At 70.4% G+C, this 17,102-nt stretch carries 14 protein-coding genes; 8 read left to right on the top strand and 6 right to left on the bottom strand.

The features are described from left to right. Positions 1-381: 381 nt before the first annotated feature. From DMP23_RS04860 to DMP23_RS04850, 3 genes are all read left to right on the top strand, one after another. Positions 382-1,314, top strand: a complete 933-nt coding sequence (locus tag DMP23_RS04860; RefSeq protein ID WP_051171803.1) for a lytic transglycosylase domain-containing protein — start codon at positions 382-384, stop codon at positions 1,312-1,314. Positions 1,315-1,644: 330 nt separating this feature from the next. Then, on the top strand, positions 1,645-1,980 hold the full coding sequence (locus DMP23_RS04855; protein ID WP_205673280.1) for a hypothetical protein: 336 nt from the start codon (positions 1,645-1,647) through the stop codon (positions 1,978-1,980). A 26-nt stretch (positions 1,981-2,006) separates the two neighbouring features. Continuing rightward, a complete protein-coding gene (locus DMP23_RS04850; RefSeq protein ID WP_037809898.1) occupies positions 2,007-2,357 on the top strand; it encodes a DUF3817 domain-containing protein in 351 nt (116 codons plus the stop codon). Between the two features lie 62 nt (positions 2,358-2,419). Here DMP23_RS04850 and DMP23_RS04845 read toward each other — a convergent pair whose 3' ends face one another. Next, complete coding sequence (locus tag DMP23_RS04845) at positions 2,420-4,021, bottom strand: solute symporter family protein (RefSeq protein ID WP_037809902.1); 1,602 nt, start codon at positions 4,019-4,021, stop codon at positions 2,420-2,422. Further along, positions 4,018-4,458, bottom strand: a complete 441-nt coding sequence (locus DMP23_RS04840) for a DUF485 domain-containing protein (RefSeq protein WP_037809904.1) — start codon at positions 4,456-4,458, stop codon at positions 4,018-4,020. Before DMP23_RS04840 ends, DMP23_RS04845 begins: the two co-directional genes overlap by 4 nt. A 992-nt stretch (positions 4,459-5,450) precedes the next feature. Here DMP23_RS04840 and DMP23_RS04835 point away from each other — a divergent pair. Genes DMP23_RS04835 through DMP23_RS04820 form a run of 4 tightly spaced genes read left to right on the top strand, consistent with a single transcriptional unit; the run spans position 5,451 to position 11,496 of the window. Beyond that, positions 5,451-9,674, top strand: a complete 4,224-nt coding sequence (locus tag DMP23_RS04835; protein ID WP_337820288.1) for a sensor histidine kinase — start codon at positions 5,451-5,453, stop codon at positions 9,672-9,674. Further along, a complete protein-coding gene (locus DMP23_RS04830) occupies positions 9,671-10,123 on the top strand; it encodes a roadblock/LC7 domain-containing protein (RefSeq protein WP_037809909.1) in 453 nt (150 codons plus the stop codon). The genes DMP23_RS04835 and DMP23_RS04830 overlap by 4 nt, the downstream gene beginning before the upstream one ends. Before the next feature lie 7 nt (positions 10,124-10,130). Continuing rightward, positions 10,131-10,901, top strand: a complete 771-nt coding sequence (locus DMP23_RS04825) for a DUF742 domain-containing protein (protein ID WP_205673277.1) — start codon at positions 10,131-10,133, stop codon at positions 10,899-10,901. Then, positions 10,882-11,496, top strand: a complete 615-nt coding sequence (locus DMP23_RS04820) for a GTP-binding protein (protein ID WP_081654960.1) — start codon at positions 10,882-10,884, stop codon at positions 11,494-11,496. Before DMP23_RS04825 ends, DMP23_RS04820 begins: the two co-directional genes overlap by 20 nt. Before the next feature lie 100 nt (positions 11,497-11,596). On the opposite strand, the gene DMP23_RS04815 is transcribed toward DMP23_RS04820, so the two are convergent. From DMP23_RS04815 to DMP23_RS04805, 3 genes are read right to left on the bottom strand one after another with little or no spacing between them, the layout of a single operon-like run. Beyond that, positions 11,597-12,247 (bottom strand): DUF899 domain-containing protein, encoded by a 651-nt coding sequence (locus tag DMP23_RS04815; RefSeq protein ID WP_337820287.1) that lies wholly within the window; start codon positions 12,245-12,247, stop codon positions 11,597-11,599. Further along, complete coding sequence (locus DMP23_RS04810) at positions 12,244-12,681, bottom strand: SRPBCC family protein (protein ID WP_275294115.1); 438 nt, start codon at positions 12,679-12,681, stop codon at positions 12,244-12,246. Before DMP23_RS04810 ends, DMP23_RS04815 begins: the two co-directional genes overlap by 4 nt. Next, positions 12,678-12,995, bottom strand: a complete 318-nt coding sequence (locus tag DMP23_RS04805) for an ArsR/SmtB family transcription factor (protein ID WP_337824362.1) — start codon at positions 12,993-12,995, stop codon at positions 12,678-12,680. The genes DMP23_RS04810 and DMP23_RS04805 overlap by 4 nt, the downstream gene beginning before the upstream one ends. A gap of 137 nt (positions 12,996-13,132) precedes the next feature. On the opposite strand from DMP23_RS04805, the gene icmF reads away from it, so the two are divergent. Then, the gene (gene icmF, locus DMP23_RS04800; RefSeq protein ID WP_337820286.1) at positions 13,133-16,372 is read left to right on the top strand and encodes a fused isobutyryl-CoA mutase/GTPase IcmF; all 3,240 of its coding nucleotides are present in this window, start codon (positions 13,133-13,135) and stop codon (positions 16,370-16,372) included. A 4-nt stretch (positions 16,373-16,376) separates the two neighbouring features. Here the strand turns inward: icmF and DMP23_RS04795 are convergent, their stop codons facing one another. Next, complete coding sequence (locus DMP23_RS04795; protein ID WP_337820285.1) at positions 16,377-17,081, bottom strand: class I SAM-dependent methyltransferase; 705 nt, start codon at positions 17,079-17,081, stop codon at positions 16,377-16,379. Between the last annotated feature and the right edge of the window lie 21 nt (positions 17,082-17,102).

Here is a 17,102-nt window from a genome sequence, read left to right as displayed (position 1 = left end):
GTTGCCTGGTCGGCGAATCGGCCAGGCAACACGGCGAAGCGCCCGTCGCGGTGCGGTGGAAAGCACTCCTTGCCGGGAGTGCCGGAAGCCGCATGCGGCGGACGTTTTTGTTTGGCGGTGCCGCACCGCGGCGAAGCGCGCCTGGCGCGTCCGGTCGGCGAACCGCGAAGGCAGCCGCTCCGGCCGAACCCCGCCTCGACGTGGGGCTTGGCTTCGGCCAACCCCGCCTCGACAGCGGGCTTGGGGATGTTTGTGCGGCGTGAACCGTCCACCTGACGGAACCGGGCTACCCGGCCGGGTGAACCGGCGTGGCGGGGGCCATGGCGATGCGTGCGTAACGCTAACCTGCGCGGGCTCGTTGTGTGTTGCGAACCCCAAGCCATGCTGGAGGACCGGAGTTTCGTGCCCGCCACCGGACAGACCCCCGACACCGAGCGGACCGGGGACGAGACCGCGGCTCCCGCTGCCGCCCCGTCGCCCGCCCGTCGCGGTCATGGCGCCGCGCTCGCGGTGCGGCTCGCCGTCGTCGTCGCGGTGCTCGCCGTCGCGGGCGGCGGGGTCTGGATCGTCACCAGGGCGGCAGCCCCGGAAGCCAGCCCGACCACGACGGACATCCCGGCGCTGAGCGTCAAGGCGGTCGACGTCAAACCCGGTTCGATCGCGCCGGTCAACGCCGTCGTCGCGGGCGGGGCCGCGGACCAGGGCACCGCCCCGCAGTCGGCGCGCCCGACCGGCGGCGACCCGCTGCAGGCCTGGGCGGACAAGGTCGCGCCCGCCACCGGCATCCCGGCGCGGGCAGTGCGCGCGTACGGCAACGCGGAGCTCGCGATGCGCGAGGTCGACCGCGGCTGCCACATCTCCTGGGCGACGCTCGCCGGCATCGGCCGCATCGAGTCCAACCACGGCCAGTACGGCGGAGCGGTCCTCGGTGCGGACGGCCGCCCGTCGAAGCCGATCATCGGCGTCCCGCTCGACGGTTCCTCCGGGGTTCGCGCGATCGGCGACACCGACGGCGGCCAGCTCGACGGCGACCCGGTCGCGGACCGCGCGGTCGGCCCGATGCAGTTCATCCCGGGCACCTGGCGCAAGTGGGCGTCGGACGCCACCGGCGACGGCCGCGCCGACCCGCAGCAGATCGACGACGCCGCCCTCACCGCCGCCCGCTACCTGTGCGCGGGCGGCCGCGACATGGCCAGCCCGGCGGGCTGGTGGTCGGGGATCCTGTCGTACAACAACTCGACGGAGTACGCGCAGAAGGTCTTCGGCCTGGCGGACGGCTACGCGAAGGCGGCGCAGAAGGTGCAAGCGGGCTGACGCCCGGGCCTGCCTCCCACCGCCGGTCGGTGAGGGGCTCCTTCACGGACGCGGATTCCCTTCACGGACCACTCCCGCCACAGTCCGGCATGCGCCTCGATGCCGCGCTGGGGTGTTTGCCCGGATCGAGCTGCCGGGTCTTTCCCGCGCGACGGGGTGCCGGAGCGGCGAGTCAGCAACCCGCCACCCGGCGAATCCGGCCGCGAACGCCGGATGGGGCCCCGGTCACGACCTCGCCGCCTCTCAGCAACGTCGTCCCCGGCCAGTGCTAGCGTCGATACCGTGCCCGCAGATCCCGGCCCGGCCGCGTCCCCGCTCGGGCGCCGGCTCATGATCGTCGCCACGAGCCTCGTGAGCCTGGCGTTGTGCTGCGGGCTGGCCTGGTGGCAGTGGGACCGGTTCACGTCCGCCACCGGCACCTTCCAGAACCTCGGCTACGTGCTGCAATGGCCGCTTTTCGGGCTCTTCCCCGCGTTCATGTTCTGGCGCATCAAGAAGCTGCGCGAACGCGAAGAGCAAGCCGCCGGGCAGCCCGAACCGCCTGCTCCGGCCCCGGTCCGCGTGCCCGCGCCGCGACCGGCCGCGGCTCCCGTCGAAGAAGACGACGAACTCGCCGCCTACAACCGCTACCTGCGCGAGCTCAACGCCCGCGACCAGCAGTCCTGAACGCCCGCGGAAATGAGGACGCTCCCATGACGACCAGCACCGACGGTGCCGCCCCCGCTCGCCAGTCGAAGGTGTCCGGCTCGCTGACCCGGTTCCGGGCCAGCGCGTACGTGACCGGTGTCGGCCTGCTCGCGCTCTGCGCCACCATGATCATCGAGTACGGCTTCGGCAACGCCACGCCCGCGCAGGTGTACTCGCCGATCCACGGCGTGCTCTACATGATCTACCTGGTGCTCACCATCGACCTCGCGATCAAGGCCCGCTGGTCGATCAAGAGCACCGTCCTGGTGCTGCTGGCCGGGTGCGTCCCGTTCGTGTCGTTCGTCGTCGAGCGCCGGGTGACCCACCGGGTGCAGGCCGGGCGCGACGTCTTCTGAGCAACGAAAAAACCGCGGCGCCCGGAAGTCCGGACGCCGCGGTTTTTTCGTGTGCCAGGGGATCAGGAGCCGAAGCCGACGCCGGTCAGGGACCGGACCTCCATCTCCGCGTGCTTGGCCGGATCGCTCTTCGACCGGCCGACGAACGTGCCGATCGCGCCGCACAGGAACGACACCGGGATCGACACCAGGCCCGGGTTCTTCAGCGGGAACCAGTGGAAGTCGATGCTCGGGAAGATCGAGTCGGATGCTCCCGACACCACCGGCGAGAACAGCACCAGCACGACGCAGGCGATGAGTCCGCCGTAGATGCTCCACAGCGTCCCGGTGGTGTTGAACCGTTTCCAGAACAGCGAGTACAGCAGGGTCGACAGGTTCGCCGACGCCGCCACCGCGAGCGCGAGCGCCACGAGGAACGCGATGTTCTGGCCGTTGGCGAGGATGCCGCCGAGGATGGCGAGCACGCCGATCACGACCGCGGTCAGCCGGGCGACCCGGACCTCGTCCTCCGGCTCCGCCTTGCCGCGCTTCATGACGTTCGCGTAGACGTCGTGCGCGAACGAGGCGGACGCGGTCAGCGTCAGCCCGGCCACCACGGCGAGGATCGTCGCGAACGCGACCGCCGAGATGACGCCGAGCAGCACCGTCCCGCCCACGTGCAGGGCCAGCAGCGGCGCGGCCGAGTTCTCGCCGCCGGGCGCGGCCTTGATCTCGTCCGGGCCGACGATCGCCGCCGCGCCGAAGCCGATCACCAGCGTGCACAGGTAGAACACGAACATGCACGCGGTCGCCCACACCACCGAGCGGCGCGCCTCGCGGGCGTTCGGCACGGTGTAGAAGCGCATCAGCACGTGCGGCAGCGAGGCGACGCCGAGCACCAGCGCCAGCGACAGCGACACGAAGTCGAGCTTCGTGGTGCCGTCCTTGCCGTAGGAGCCGCCGGGGGAGAGCAGGTCCTTGCCCATCGGGCTGCGGTCGGCGGCCGCGCGCAGCAGGCTCGAGAAGTTGAAGCCGTACTTGCCCATCAGGAACACCGTGATCAGCGAGGCCGCGGTGAGCAGGATGGTGGCCTTGATGATCTGCACCCAGGTGGTGCCCTTCATGCCGCCGAGCAGCACGTAGGAGATCATCACCAGCCCGACCACGGTGATCACCACCGCCTGGCCCCACTTGGAGTGGACGTCCAGCAGCAGCGCGACCAGGCCGCCCGCGCCCGCCATCTGCGCGAGCATGTAGAAGAAGGAGATCACCAGCGTCGACGTGGCCGACGCGGCGCGCACCGGGCGCTGCTTCATCCGGAAGCTGAGCACGTCGCCCATGGTGAAGCGGCCGGTGTTGCGCAGCAGTTCCGCGAGCAGCAGCAGGTCGACGAGCCACGCGACGAGGAAGCCGATGGAGTAGAGGAAGCCGTCGTAGCCGTTCATCGCGATCGCGCCCGCGATGCCGAGGAACGACGCCGCGGACAGGAAGTCGCCGGACAGCGCGACGCCGTTCTGCCTTCCGGTGAAAGCGCTGTCGGCGGTGTAGTAGCCCGACGTCGACGAGCGGCGGTTCCCCGCGCGGTACACCACGTAGAGGGTGATCGCGACGAACAGCGCGAACACCCCGGTGTTGATCAGCGGGTTGCTCTCCGAAGCTCCTTCGGCGAGCGAAACGGTGGTCACTGAGGCGTTCCTTCCGTGACAGGGGCGGCCTGCGCTCGGATCTCGGCGGCGCGCGGGTCCATCTCGCGGTCGGCGAAGCGGACGTACAGCGCGGTGATGACCGCGGTGGTGAGGAACTGGCCGAGGCCGAGCAGCATGCCGACGTTGACCAGGCCGAAGACCGGCGTGCTCATGAACTCGCCCGCGTAGGCGGCGAGCACGACGTAGACCAGGTACCAGACGAAGAACCCGATGCTCATCGGGAACACGAACCGGCGGAAGCGGCTGCGCAGCGCGCGGAACTGGGGGCTGCGCTGGATCTGCTCGTAGTCCGGGCCGCGCTTGCGGCGCCTGCCGCGCGGTGCGGCGTCGCCTCCTTCGCGGTCGAACAGCGCGGGCATCTGACCGGTGTCCTCGGCTGCGGAGGCCGGTCCGGTGGTGCGCGCGACGTTGTGCATGGCTGCCTCCGGCAACTTGCGCGGTGGAAGGCGGCGGGCATCGTTCGAGAAAGCGCCCGGATCGCCCTTGCGGACTGGGAGGCGGCCATAGTAACGACGGCGCCGGAACGCGGAAAAAGCCGGTTCGCGAGGGCACCGGAAATTCCTTTTCGCCCGGGAAATAGCGCGGAACGGCGCGTCCGGGCAGATCACAGGCTGATCACTCGGAATAGTGAGCACCGATGTCACGGGGAGTCGCCGCGGTCGGTCCGGGTTGCGGCAGACGGCGGAGTGACGGGCCGGTCAAGATCCATTACGGTGACCGGTCGTAGCCGCCGGGCGGGGCGGCCGCTCCGTTTCGGCGGGCAGGTGGCCGGCCGGGCGGGGATTCCCAGGCAGGGAAGGGAGGCTGGCAAAAATCACCGGGTCGGGCGGCGCGTCGCTGCATCTCCACAACATCGGGTTCAACTTCCGGGTGCACCCACCCGATGGGGGCACGGAGCGTAGTCCCATCGAGGGTGTCGCTTACCCTGTGTGGGCTAATCGGGTGACGGCCGGACGCCGAAGCCGAGAGCGCCGGGTAACCGGAATTCCCGCGCCGGGCGGCCGGGTGCGAATCCGTGGCTCCGCGTTCCCGAGTTTTGACTATTTTCCCAGGTCAGCCCCCCGATGCGGAACGCAATAACGCAGGCGGCGATTGGTGTACGATTCTTTGGCCCCAGCCGCCCGCAGCGATCGATAGGCGCAGACAAGTTGATCTCGACCACCGCCGTGCAGTCCGCAAGTTGCGTCGTGCACGTGCATAGTCCCGGGAAGCCGATCGTCTCCCGGACCGGTGAAGGATCGACCCGGTCGTGCCCGCCCCCGGTCGGACGCGCGGGCAGGCGGACCGCGGGACTCCGCGCCGGAAGCGCGCTGCGCACCGGGAGCACGGAGGACCGAGGGGACCGCCGACGGGCCGCCACGACGCCGGACAGGGAGTCACTTTCGTGACCGTTGCAGGAGAAGGCCAAGTGCCTGTGGAAAAGCTGCTCGGCCGCCCGCCCAAGCGGCCGCGCTGGTCGTCGGGCTGGCGGGCGGCGTTGCGCTGGCGGGACTGGAGCCTGCCGGTCAAGCTGTCGGCGGTCACGATCGTCCCCATCGTGCTCGCGCTCGTCCTCGGCATCACCGCCATCGCGGGCCAGGTCTCGCGCTCGAGCGACTACCAGCGGATCGACCGGCTCGTCGCGCTGAGCACCCAGCTGCGCGCGCTCACCGACGGGCTTCAGCGCGAACGCACCCAGACCGCCGCCCAGCTCATCGCGGGCACCTCGGGCGTCACCCCGGAACTGAAGGCCGCCCGCGCGGCCACCGACGCCGCGGTCGCGCCGTTCACCGAGGCAGCCGCCCGGGTCGGCGCCGACGGTTCGAGCGTGTCCGGCGCGGTGAACTCGGCGAACGCGCAGGTCAACGAGATCGCGGTGATCCGCCAGCAGGTCGGGGCCGGCCTGCTGAACGCGGCCGAGGCGGTCGGCGACTACAACGCCGTCACCAGCGCGCTGATCGGAGCCGACACCGCGGTGTCGGCGGGCGCGAGCGCCGACGCGCTCGGCAGCACCCCGAGCGCGCTGCACGACCTCGAAGCGGCCAAGGAACAGGTGTCGGTCACCCAGTCCCTGGTGGGCTACGGCATCTCCGCGGGCACGCTGACCCCGCAGCAGCTGAGCGACGTGCGCGACGCGGAACTGCGGTTCGACGACCGCGTCGCCGACTTCAACGCCGCCGCCACTGCGCCGCAGCGGCTCGACTTCGAGAGCACGATCAAGCCGGACACCTCTTACGACCGCAAGCGGATGCTCGGCACCGTGCTCGGCGGTCAGGGCGTCTCGACCGACGACGCGCTCAAGCGGATTTCGGCGCAGGAGTGGAACAACGCCTCGAACGCGGTGACCTCGCAGCTGTCCGAGGTCTCCGGCCGGATGAGCACCGACTTGACCGCCGCGTCGTCCCAGCTGGTCGAGGACGCGGGCAGCAGCGCCGGTCTGCTCGCCGTGCTGCTGTTCGCGGCGCTCGCCGCGGCCGCCGCGGTCGTGTTCGTCATCGCCCGCCAGCTGCTGCGCTCGCTGAAGGTCCTGCGACGGTCCGCATTGGACGTCGCGGAGAAGGACCTGCCCGAGGCGGTCCGCAACATCCAGGAGGGCCGCGCGCAGAGCGTCGAGGTCGAACCGGTGCCGGTCCAGGTGCAGGACGAGGTCGGCGAGGTCGCGCGGGCGTTCGAGAAGGTGCACAGCCAGGCGCTGAAGCTGGCGACCGAACAGGCCGCCATGCGCGCCGGCTACTCCAGCGTGTTCGTCAACCTGTCGCGGCGCAGCCAGAGCCTCGTGCAGCGGCAGCTGCAGCTGATCGAGCGGCTGGAGCGCGACGAGGAGGACGCCGACCAGCTCGCCACGCTGTTCCAGCTCGACCACCTCGCCACCCGGATGCGGCGCAACAACGAGAACCTGATGGTCCTCTCCGGCGCCGAGCCGGGCCGCCGTTCCGGCCAGCCGGTCGCCACGCACGACGTGCTGCGCGCCGCGGTGTCGGAAATCGAGCAGTACCAACGGGTTTCGGTGCAGCACCCGCCCGCGGTGAAGATCGTCGGGTTCGCCGCGAGCGACGTCCAGCGGCTCATCGCGGAGCTGCTGGACAACGCGACCGCGTTCTCCGCGCCGGAAACGCAGGTGACGGTCGCGACGCGGCTCGCCGAGGACGGTTCGCTCAACGTCGACATCCTCGACAAGGGCATTGGCATGAACGAGTACGAGGTGGTGGAGGCCAACGGCCGGCTCACCGACTCGGGCTCGGTCGACCTCGCGACCTCGCGCCGGATGGGCCTGTTCGTGGTCGGCCGCCTCGCCGGCCGCCACCGCATCGGCGTTTCGCTGCACGGCGGCAAGGACATCGTCGGCGTGCGGGCCACCGTGGTGGTGCCGCCGGAGCTGGTGATGACCGGACTGGCCACGGTGCCCGGCGACCGGGGCGAACCCGGCCAGCTGCCCGGTCCCAAGGCGAGCCTCGCCGCCCCGCCCGCCGCTCCCGGCGGACTGCCGCGGCGCCAGCGTCCGGCCTCCAACGGTTCGGCCGTGCCGGGTCTCGTTCCGCAGCAGGGCAGCAACTCCGAGGAAACGCAGCGCTGGCCCTCGGCGGGCGACCTCGCCGGGTTCTCCGGGGACAAGGTCGCGCGTCCGCCGTCCGATCTCGAGGTGTCCGGGACCGCGCTGTTCAGCCCGATCCCGCGCGACGACGACACGCCCGCCCCGCCGCCGCCCGCGCCGAAGCTGCCGCAGACCGTCGACGTCCCGCCGCCGCGTCCGGAGCCCGAACCGGAACCGGCCGCGGAAACCCGCGACGAGCGCGACGGCGAACTGCCCTCGGGCAAGGACCTGTTCTCCGCGGCCAACGCGACGACGCTGAGCGACTGGTGGAACCAGGCCGCGCAGCAGGTGCCGGAGGTCCCGCCGCCGTCCGCGGCGGAGACGACGATCGAGAACACGCCGATCTTCGACGAGATGCTGTCGGCCTGGTTCCGTTCGCCCGCGCAGCCGCCGCCCGCGGCCGCCTCCCCGGCGGCTTCGCCCGCGTCCGGCACAGCCGCTGCGGAGCCGGAAGCGGATTCCGACCAGCAGCAGCGCAATTGGGATTTCGCGAGCGACGAAAACTGGCGGACGGTGCAGGCACTGTCCCAAGTGGAGCCGACCGCGTTCACCAAGTCGGGCCTGCCCCGGCGCCGTCGCGGCGAACAGCTCATGCCGGGCAGCGCCACGCCGGAACCGGCGGCTCCCGCGGCCGAAACGCAGGGCAGCGACCTCCCGGTCCGCGACCCCGCGGACGTGCGGGGACGGCTGAACAGCTTCCAGCGCGGCGTCACGCGCGGACGTCAGGAAGTCCGCGGGACCGCGCCGGAAACCACTGGCGCCACAGCGGATTCCCCGGCCGCGGACGCTACGGGCGCCACGACGGCGCCCTCGCCGGAGCGGGCCCGCGCCCACGACGCGGCGGTCCGGCGGCGGCAGACGGTCGCGGGTGCGTTCGGCGTTCCCGCCGAGCAGAACCGGCCCGGCGGGATGCCGCAGCGCACCCCGGGTTCGACCGCCCCGTTCGGCGCGACGGACGCGCCCGCCGGGTTCGGCACCCGCCCCGCGGACGCGGACTCGCCGGACGAGACGGCTCCCGTCCCGGCCGTGCCCCCGGCGTTCGACCCGGACGGCGGCTGGCCGCGCCAGGAGCCCGCCGCGCGCACGGAACTGCCCGCGCCGCAACCGGATCGGACCGTCCGGCCGGACAAGCCGGACAGCCTGCCGACCCGCCGCAAGGGCGCGAGCAGCCTCCCGCCGCCTCCGCCGACCGCCGACCCGAACCAGGTCCCGGCCGCTGTGGCCGGGCTCGAGGCCGCGGTCTCCGGCACCGGGCAGACGCCCGCGTCGCAGGCGGCGCAGGCTTCGGCCAACGGCCAGACCGCGACGCCGGAGAAGACGGACAGCCCGGCTTCGGCGAACGGACAGGCTTCCGCGCCTGCCGAGTCCCCGAGCACGGAGCAGACCTCCTTGTGGGGCAAGCCCGCCGAGAACCCGGGCCAGGCTTCGCCGCTGACGACGTGGCGCGCCGCGCAGCCTCCGGCCGCCGCGCCGGGGCAGCAGGCGGAGAAGGCGGAACAGTCCGGCACGACGGCGGACCCGGCTTCGGCTCCGGCGGCTTCGGCTTCGGCGCAGGGATTGGCCGGCGGACTGGGCCAGACCCGGGTGCCCGGGCAGAACGTGCCGGGCCAGACCGCGACGCCGGGGCAGCAGACCGGGTTGTGGGGTCAGCCGCTGGTGCCGGGACAGGCTCCGTCGCGGCAGTCCTCCGCCGGGCAGGACGCCCCGCCGACCCCCGCCGAGCCCGCCGGTTCGGACGGGTCGGCCAGCCCCTCCACGACTCCTGCCGAAGGCGCCGCTGAGTGGAACTTCGGTTCCGACGAAGGGTGGCGGACGGTCCAGTCGGTGTCCCAGTCGACACCCGCTTCCTTCACTTCGGCAGGATTGCCTCGGCGCCGCCGAGGAGAACAGCTTCTTCCCGGCAGCGCACCGCCGCCCGCCGGGTCGGCGAGCCCCCGTCCGTCCCGCGATGCGCACGACGTGCGCGGTCGCCTGAGCAGTTTCCAGCAGGGGATCCAGCGCGGCAGGCACCGCACCGCGCAGGCCGCTGAGAAGAACCACGAAACATTGGAGGGTGAATGACCTCGCCGAATGCGGCCCAGCCGCAGCAGAACCAGTTCGGCTGGCTGGTGAACGACTTCGCCGACCGCGTCCCGGGCGTCGCGCACGCGGTCGTCGTGTCGGCCGACGGTCTCCTGCTGACGGCCTCCAACCGGCTGCCGCTCGACCGCGCCGACCAGCTCGCCGCCGTGGCGTCCGGGCTCGTCAGCCTCACCCAGGGGGCCGCCCGCTGTTTCGAGGCGGGCTCGGTGCGCGAGACCGTGGTCGAGATGGAGCTCGGCATCATGGTGCTGATGTCCATCAGCGACGGCTCCTGCCTGGCGATCCTCGCCGCGCCCAACTGCGACATCGGGCAGGTCGCCTACGAGATGACGATGCTCGTCGACCGCGTCGGCCAGATCCTGACCCCGGAGCTGCGCGCGCAGCTGCAGGGCGCCGGGGGCTCGCTGATCGGCGAACCGGTGGGATGATGGCGCGATGAGCCAGGGGTCCGGATTGTTCGGCGAAGAGCCCGGTACCGGCGGCGAGCCCCCGCGCGGGGACGAGCCCGCCGCCGGGGACGACGGCACGTTCGCCGACGTCCTCAACGGGTTCAGCCTTGATTCGGGCCGCTCGCGCAGAAAACGGAAGAAGAGCGGCAAAGAAAAGAAGGAATCCCAGTCCCCAGTGCCGCCCGCCGCGGGAGCGCACGCGGCAGCGGACCCGCCTGCGGCACCCGTGCCGCAGGCCGACCAAGGAGATGGTGTGACCTCTCTCGTCTCTCCACCGGGCAGTACGGACTCCGACGGCCCCAGACCAGGCGGGCTCTTCGACCCGGGACCGCCGAGCGGCGAGTTCTCGATGCCGTCGGCGATCGTCCGGCCCGAGCGCCACGATCGGGTGGACCCGGCCGAGGAGACGTCGATCGTGCGCCCGTACGCTCTCACCGGCGGGCGCACCCGGGCGAACTACGCGCTCGAACTGGAGACGTTGATCTCCACCAAGGACCATGTCGCCGCGGGGGGCTTCCCCCAGGCGGCGGCGGAGCAGATCGAGAGCATCTCGATCATGGAAGCGTGCCGGACCCCGCGTTCGGTGGCGGAGATCGCCGCGGTGCTGTCGGTGCCGCTGGGGGTGGCGCGGGTGCTGATCAGCGACGCGGCCGACGCCGGTCTCGTCACCGTGCACCGGACGATCTCGGGCCAGGACGGCGCCGAAGCACACTTGATGTTGATGGAAAGGGTTTTGAGTGGACTCCGTCGGCTTTAAGGCACCGCGGGAAACCGCGCCCCCGACCATGACATCGGCGAAGATCGTGGTGGCGGGCGGCTTCGGAGCGGGCAAGACGACCTTCGTGGGCTCGGTGTCGGAAATCGTCCCGCTCACCACCGAGGCGATGATGACCGACGCCAGCCGCGGCATCGACAACCTCGACCAGACGCCGTACAAGACGACCACCACGGTCGCCATGGACTTCGGCCGCGTCTCGCTCGACGCGGACCTGATCCTCTACCTGTTCGGCACGCCCGGCCAGCAGCGGTTCTGGTTCATGTGGGACGACCTGGTGCGCGGCGCGATCGGTGCGGTCGTGCTCGCCGACACCCGGCGGCTCGCGGACTCGTTCGCGCCGATCGACTTCTTCGAGGACCGCGGCCTGCCGTACATCGTCGGCGTGAACACGTTCGACGGCGTGCTGGAACACGACATCAATGATGTGCGCGAGGCGCTGTCGATCGATGCGAGCATTCCGATCGTCCGGTGCGACGCCCGGGAGCGGGAATCGACCAAGCAGACGCTGATCACGCTGGTCGAGTACGCGATGCGGCAGTGGATCGCGTTGCGCGCGGCGAAAGCGCACCAGTAAGCGAAAACCGGGTCACGCTTGGGTGACCCGGTTTTTCTCTGCCTTGAGCGCTTGACGTCGAGCACCTGCAGTTCCGCGCGGCCGTCGCGCGGGAGAGTTCTCAGTACTCGTCGTGGCGGCGCCACCAGCTGCTGGGTGCGTCGGTGCCGCGGGACTCTTCTTCCCATGCCTCCTGCCGTCCGAACGGGGTGACGTCGAGGTACCGCAGCGTGCTGATGAACTGGTCGCCGCCGCGGCCGTCGGTGAAGTAGGTGCGGTAGACGTCGTCGCCGTCGCGGAGGAACACGCTCACGCCGAAGCCGCCGTCGATGCCGCAGTCCGCCGGGAAATCCGTGCCCGCGGCGGAAACCCACGGGATCGTCCAGCCCATCCTGGCCCAGTACCGCTCGATCTCCGGCGGCGTCGCGGGTGCGGCGACCTTGAGCGTGACGTCCCGGGCGTGCAGGTGCGCGAGGTTGCTCATGTTGTCCACGAGCAGGGAGCAGCCGGGGCAGCCCGCTTCGTCGCCGGGGTACAGCATGAAGTGATAGACGATCAGCTGGCGGCGGCCGTCGAACAGGTCGAGCAGGCTTCGCGTGCCTTCCGGACCAGTGAATTCGTACTGCTTCGCGAAGCGGACCATGGGCATCCGGCGACGTTCGGCGGCCAGCCGGTCGCCTGCGCGCGTGTGTTCTTTTTCCTTGCGCAGCAACGATTCGCGGGCGCTGGCCCATTCTTCGGGCGAGACGACGCGGGGGAGTGCGGCGGTCATTTCAGGTCCTCCAGTATGCGGTCGAGATCTTCGAACCCGGACTGCCAGCCGTCGATGTGGCCGTCGCGCTCGGCGATGTCCGGGAACGGAGCTTGGTGGAACGTCATCGAAGTTTTTCCTGCCAGTTCAGCGAAATCGATGGTCACGAGCGTTTCGCCGACTTCGTCCTCCGGGTGCTGCCAGCGGAACGTGAACACGAGCCGGGATGGTGCCGAGACCTCGCGGTAGACGCCGGACACCCGGCGGTCGATGCCGTCATCAGCGCTGGTGATCCGGGTGTGCCAGGTCCCGCCGGGGCGCGGGTCCGTGCTGGTCTCGGACGCGACGAAGCCGTGCGGGCCGAACCAGCTCGCGAGGTGCGCCGGATCGGTCCAGGCCTGGAACACCAGGTCCCGTGGTGCGTCGAAGACCCGCACGATGGTCAGCTCGCTCATTCCGCCCCCTCCTGCAACTGCCGCAGGTGCTCGTCCAGGCGGTCGAATCCGGACTCCCAGAACCGCCGGTACTCCGCGACCCAGCCGGCGACGTCCGCCAGCGGGCCCGCTTCCAGGCGGCACGGGCGCCACTGCTTGGTGCGGCCTCGGCTGATCAATCCGGCCTGCTCCAGCACTTTCAGGTGCTTCGAGACGGCCTGCAGGCTCACCTCGAACGGCTCGGCCAGCTCGTTGACGGTGGCCTCGCCGCGGGTGAGCCGGGCGAGGATCGCGCGCCGGGTCGGGTCCGCCAGGGCGGCGAACGTGGTGCTCAGCTGATCTGTCGGCCTCGGTGCTCAATCACTTGGTTAATTAACTAATGAGTTGAATATAGCTCCGATGTCAACCCTTGAGAGCCTGGTCACCTCGGGCTCGGGTTTCCAATAGTAGGAAGTCCTAGTAAATTGGGAGGATGAGCGGCAGCGACCTGTACCGTCCCGCGAACCCGGTCCGGTTCGTCACGGCATCCAGCTTGTTCGACGGCCACGACGCCTCGATCAACATCATGCGCCGGATCCTGCAGTCCCAGGGCGCGGAGGTGGTGCACCTCGGCCACAACCGGTCCGTCGACGAGGTGGCCACGGCCGCGATCGCCGAGGACGTCCAGGGCGTCGCCATCTCCGCCTACCAGGGCGGGCACGTCGAGTACTTCAGCTACCTCGTGGAGCTGCTGAACGAGCGCGGCGCGGGGCACATCAAGGTGTTCGGCGGCGGCGGTGGCGTCATCGTGCGCGAGGAGATCGACCTGCTGCATTCGCGCGGCGTGGCGCGGATCTTCTCGCCCGAAGACGGCTACGAGATGGGCCTGCCGGGCATGATCAACTTGATGATCAAGGAGTGCGACAGCGACCTGTCCGCGCAGCCGCCCGCCTCGGTCGACAAGCTGCTGTCCGGCGACGTACAGGCGCTTGCCCGGGTGATCACCCAGCTGCAGCGCGAAAACCTGCCGGAGGAATGGCTCACGGCAATCAACGAGGCCGCCGGGAAGAAGCACGTGCCGGTTCTCGGTATCACCGGCACCGGCGGTTCCGGCAAGTCCTCGCTCACCGACGAGCTGATCCGCCGTTTCCGGCTCGACCAGGAAGACAAGCTGCGCATCGCGGTGCTCGCGGTGGACCCGTCGCGGCGCAAGGGCGGCGGCGCGCTGCTCGGCGACCGCATCCGGATGAACTGCCTCGACGGTTCGCCGGTGTACTTCCGTTCGCTCGCCACCCGCACCACCGGCGGCGAGATCCCGACCGGGCTGAGCGAGTCGATCCTCGCCTGCAAGGCGGCCGGATTCGACCTGGTGATCGTGGAGACGCCGGGCATCGGCCAGGGCGACGCGGGCATCGTCGACTACGTGGACGAGTCGCTGTACGTGATGACGCCGGAGTTCGGCGCCGCGTCGCAGCTCGAGAAGATCGACATGCTCGACTTCGCCGACGTGGTCGCGATCAACAAGTTCGAGCGCCGCGGCGCCGAGGACGCGCGTCGCGACGTCGCGCGTCAGCTGGTGCGCAACCGCGAGGCGTTCGGCTCCGCGCCCGAAGAGATGCCGGTGTACGGCACGAGCGCGGCGAAGTTCAACGACGACGGCGTGACCGCGTTGTACCAGCACCTGCGCGACATGCTCGCCGATCGCGGGCTGTCGGTGTCCGCCGGTACGCTGCCGGCGGTTTCGGGCAAGGTCTCGACGGACGCCAGCACGATCATCCCGGGCAATCGGGCGCGCTACCTCGCCGACATTTCCGAGACGGTGCGCGGGTACCACGAGCAGACCGAGAAGCAGGTCGCCGCGGTACGCAAGCGCGAGCACCTCGCCGCCGCCAAGGCCGCACTGTCCGAAGTGGACGCGAAAACCGACGCGCTGGACGGCCTGCTCGCCGCCGCGGAGTCCGACGTGGCCGGCGAGACCACCAAGCTGCTCGAGCGGTTCCAGGCGCTCGCCGCGGACTACCGGCAGGACGAGCTGGTCGTGAAGATCCGCGACAAGGAACTGCACACCCAGCTGTGGCGGGAAACCCTGTCCGGCAACCGGATCCCGCGCGTGGCGCTGCCGCGCTACACCGAGTCCGGCGAGTTGCTTTCCTTCCTGCGCCGGGAAAACCTGCCCGGCTACTTCCCGTACACCGCGGGCGTGTTCCCGTTCAAGCGCGAGGGCGAGGACCCGGCGCGGATGTTCGCCGGCGAGGGCGACGCGTTCCGCACCAACCGCCGGTTCAAGCTGCTGTCGGCCGATTCCGAGGCCAAGCGGCTGTCGACGGCGTTCGACTCGGTCACCCTCTACGGCCACGACCCGGACACCCGCCCGGACATCTACGGCAAGGTCGGCACCTCCGGCGTCTCCATCGCGACGCTGGACGACATGAAGGCGCTCTACGACGGGTTCGACCTGACCGCGCCGAACACCTCGGTGTCGATGACGATCAACGGCCCCGCGCCGACGATCCTCGCGTTCTTCCTCAACACCGCGATCGACCAGAAGTTCGCCGCGTTCCGCGAGGAGCACGGGCGCGAGCCGTCCGCGGACGAGGCGGCGCAGCTGCGCGAATGGGCGTTGCGGAACGTGCGCGGCACCGTGCAGGCGGACATCCTCAAGGAAGACCAGGGCCAGAACACCTGCATCTTCTCCACCGAGTTCAGCCTGCGGATGATGGCCGACATCCAGGAGTGGTTCATCCAGCACGGGGTGCGCAACTTCTACTCGGTGTCGATCTCCGGCTACCACATCGCCGAGGCCGGGGCGAACCCGATCTCGCAGCTGGCCTTCACGCTCGCCAACGGGTTCACCTACGTCGAGTCGTACCTGGCGCGCGGCATGGACATCGACGATTTCGCGCCGAACCTGTCGTTCTTCTTCTCCAACGGGATGGACGCGGAGTACTCGGTGCTCGGCCGGGTCGCGCGGCGGATCTGGGCGGTGGCGATGCGCGAGCGGTACGGCGCGAACGACCGGTCGCAGAAGCTCAAGTACCACGTGCAGACGTCCGGCCGGTCGCTGCACGCGCAGGAGATGAGCTTCAACGACATCCGCACCACGCTGCAGGCGCTGTGCGCGCTGTACGACAACGCGAACTCCTTGCACACCAACGCGTTCGACGAGGCGATCACCACGCCGTCGGAGTCCTCGGTGCGGCGTGCGATGGCCATCCAGATGATCATCAACAAGGAGTGGGGCCTGTCGAAGAACGAGAACCCGCTGCAGGGTTCGTTCGTCATCGACGAGCTGACCGACCTGGTCGAGGAGGCCGTGCTCACCGAGTTCGACCGGATCTCCGAACGCGGCGGCGTGCTCGGCGCGATGGAGACCGGCTACCAGCGCGGCCGGATCCAGGACGAATCGCTGCTGTACGAACGCAAGAAGCACGACGGCTCGCTGCCGATCATCGGCGTCAACACCTTCCGCAACCCGAATGCGGGGGAGGACGACGTCGAGGTGGAGCTGGCCCGCGCGACCGAGGACGAGAAGCAGTCCCAGCTGCGCAGGCTCGCCGAATTCCAGCAGGGGCACCGCGAGGAGGCACAGCAGGCGCTCAAGGCGCTGCGCGACGCGGCCACCCGCGGCGGCAACCTGTTCGACGTGCTGATGGATGCCGCGCGGGTGTGCTCGCTCGGTCAGATCACCGAGGCGTTCTTCGAGGTCGGCGGCCAGTACCGGCGCAACGTCTGACCCGTCACGCCCGGTCGGCCGCCAGCCGCCACATCGGGACGAGGACCCGGCCCTGCTCGTCGACGTCCAACGCGTCGAGCGCGGTCGGGTCCGGCTTTTCGTCCTCCGAGACGGCGGCGACCGCGGCGATGAGGCCCTCGCGGCTCATCGCGGTGGTGTAGACGGCTGGTTCGAGCGCGCTGATCGCCCAGCCGTCGCCGACCGTTTCGCGCAGATTCTGCTCGGTGATCCGGTACGGCACCGGGAAGTTCGCCGGCACTGAGTCGGAGAAGCAGAAGATGTTCAGCCGCGCGCCGGGCTTGGTCGCGCGCCCGAGCGCCGCCACGTACGCATGCCGCTGCTCTTCGTCGAGACAGTGGTAAAGCGCACTGTCGAGGACCGCGTCGAAGCGGCCTTCGTACCCGTCGAGCCGGGTTGCGTCGGCCTGGTCGAAGGTGACCTCCAGGCCGCGCTTCGCGGCGGTTTCGCGCGCCCGTGCGAGCGCGGTCGGCGCGCCGTCGAGACCTGTGACGCGGTGTCCGCGAGACGCGAGGTACAACGCGTTTTCGCCTAGGCCGCAACCGATGTCGAGCACTTCGCCGCGGAATCCGCCGTCCGCTTCGAGCGCGACCACCGCGGGCTGCGGGCCGGCGATGTCCCACGGGATCTTCTCCCCGATCGGGGTCTTGCCTTGGTACATCTCCTCGAAGTCGACGTCCGTCACGTCCATCCGGAGCCTCCCTATTCAACG

This window comes from Amycolatopsis sp. A1MSW2902, assembly GCF_017312175.1.
Taxonomy (GTDB): Bacteria; Actinomycetota; Actinomycetes; order Mycobacteriales; family Pseudonocardiaceae; genus Amycolatopsis; species Amycolatopsis nivea.
This window is presented reverse-complemented; position numbering and strand designations above follow the sequence as displayed.

Bases quoted from the DNA above. Each gene is read 5' to 3' on its own strand.
- DMP23_RS04860 (WP_051171803.1), top strand. From the start codon at position 382: ATGCTGGAGGACCGGAGTTTCGTGCCCGCCACCGGACAGACCCCCGAC.
- DMP23_RS04855 (WP_205673280.1), top strand. From the start codon at position 1,645: ATGATCGTCGCCACGAGCCTCGTGAGCCTGGCGTTGTGCTGCGGGCTG.
- DMP23_RS04850 (WP_037809898.1), top strand. From the start codon at position 2,007: ATGACGACCAGCACCGACGGTGCCGCCCCCGCTCGCCAGTCGAAGGTG.
- DMP23_RS04840 (WP_037809904.1), bottom strand. From the start codon at position 4,458: ATGCACAACGTCGCGCGCACCACCGGACCGGCCTCCGCAGCCGAGGAC.
- DMP23_RS04830 (WP_037809909.1), top strand. From the start codon at position 9,671: ATGACCTCGCCGAATGCGGCCCAGCCGCAGCAGAACCAGTTCGGCTGG.
- DMP23_RS04825 (WP_205673277.1), top strand. From the start codon at position 10,131: ATGAGCCAGGGGTCCGGATTGTTCGGCGAAGAGCCCGGTACCGGCGGC.
- DMP23_RS04815 (WP_337820287.1), bottom strand. From the start codon at position 12,247: ATGACCGCCGCACTCCCCCGCGTCGTCTCGCCCGAAGAATGGGCCAGC.
- DMP23_RS04810 (WP_275294115.1), bottom strand. From the start codon at position 12,681: ATGAGCGAGCTGACCATCGTGCGGGTCTTCGACGCACCACGGGACCTG.
- icmF (WP_337820286.1), top strand. From the start codon at position 13,133: ATGAGCGGCAGCGACCTGTACCGTCCCGCGAACCCGGTCCGGTTCGTC.
- DMP23_RS04795 (WP_337820285.1), bottom strand. From the start codon at position 17,081: ATGGACGTGACGGACGTCGACTTCGAGGAGATGTACCAAGGCAAGACC.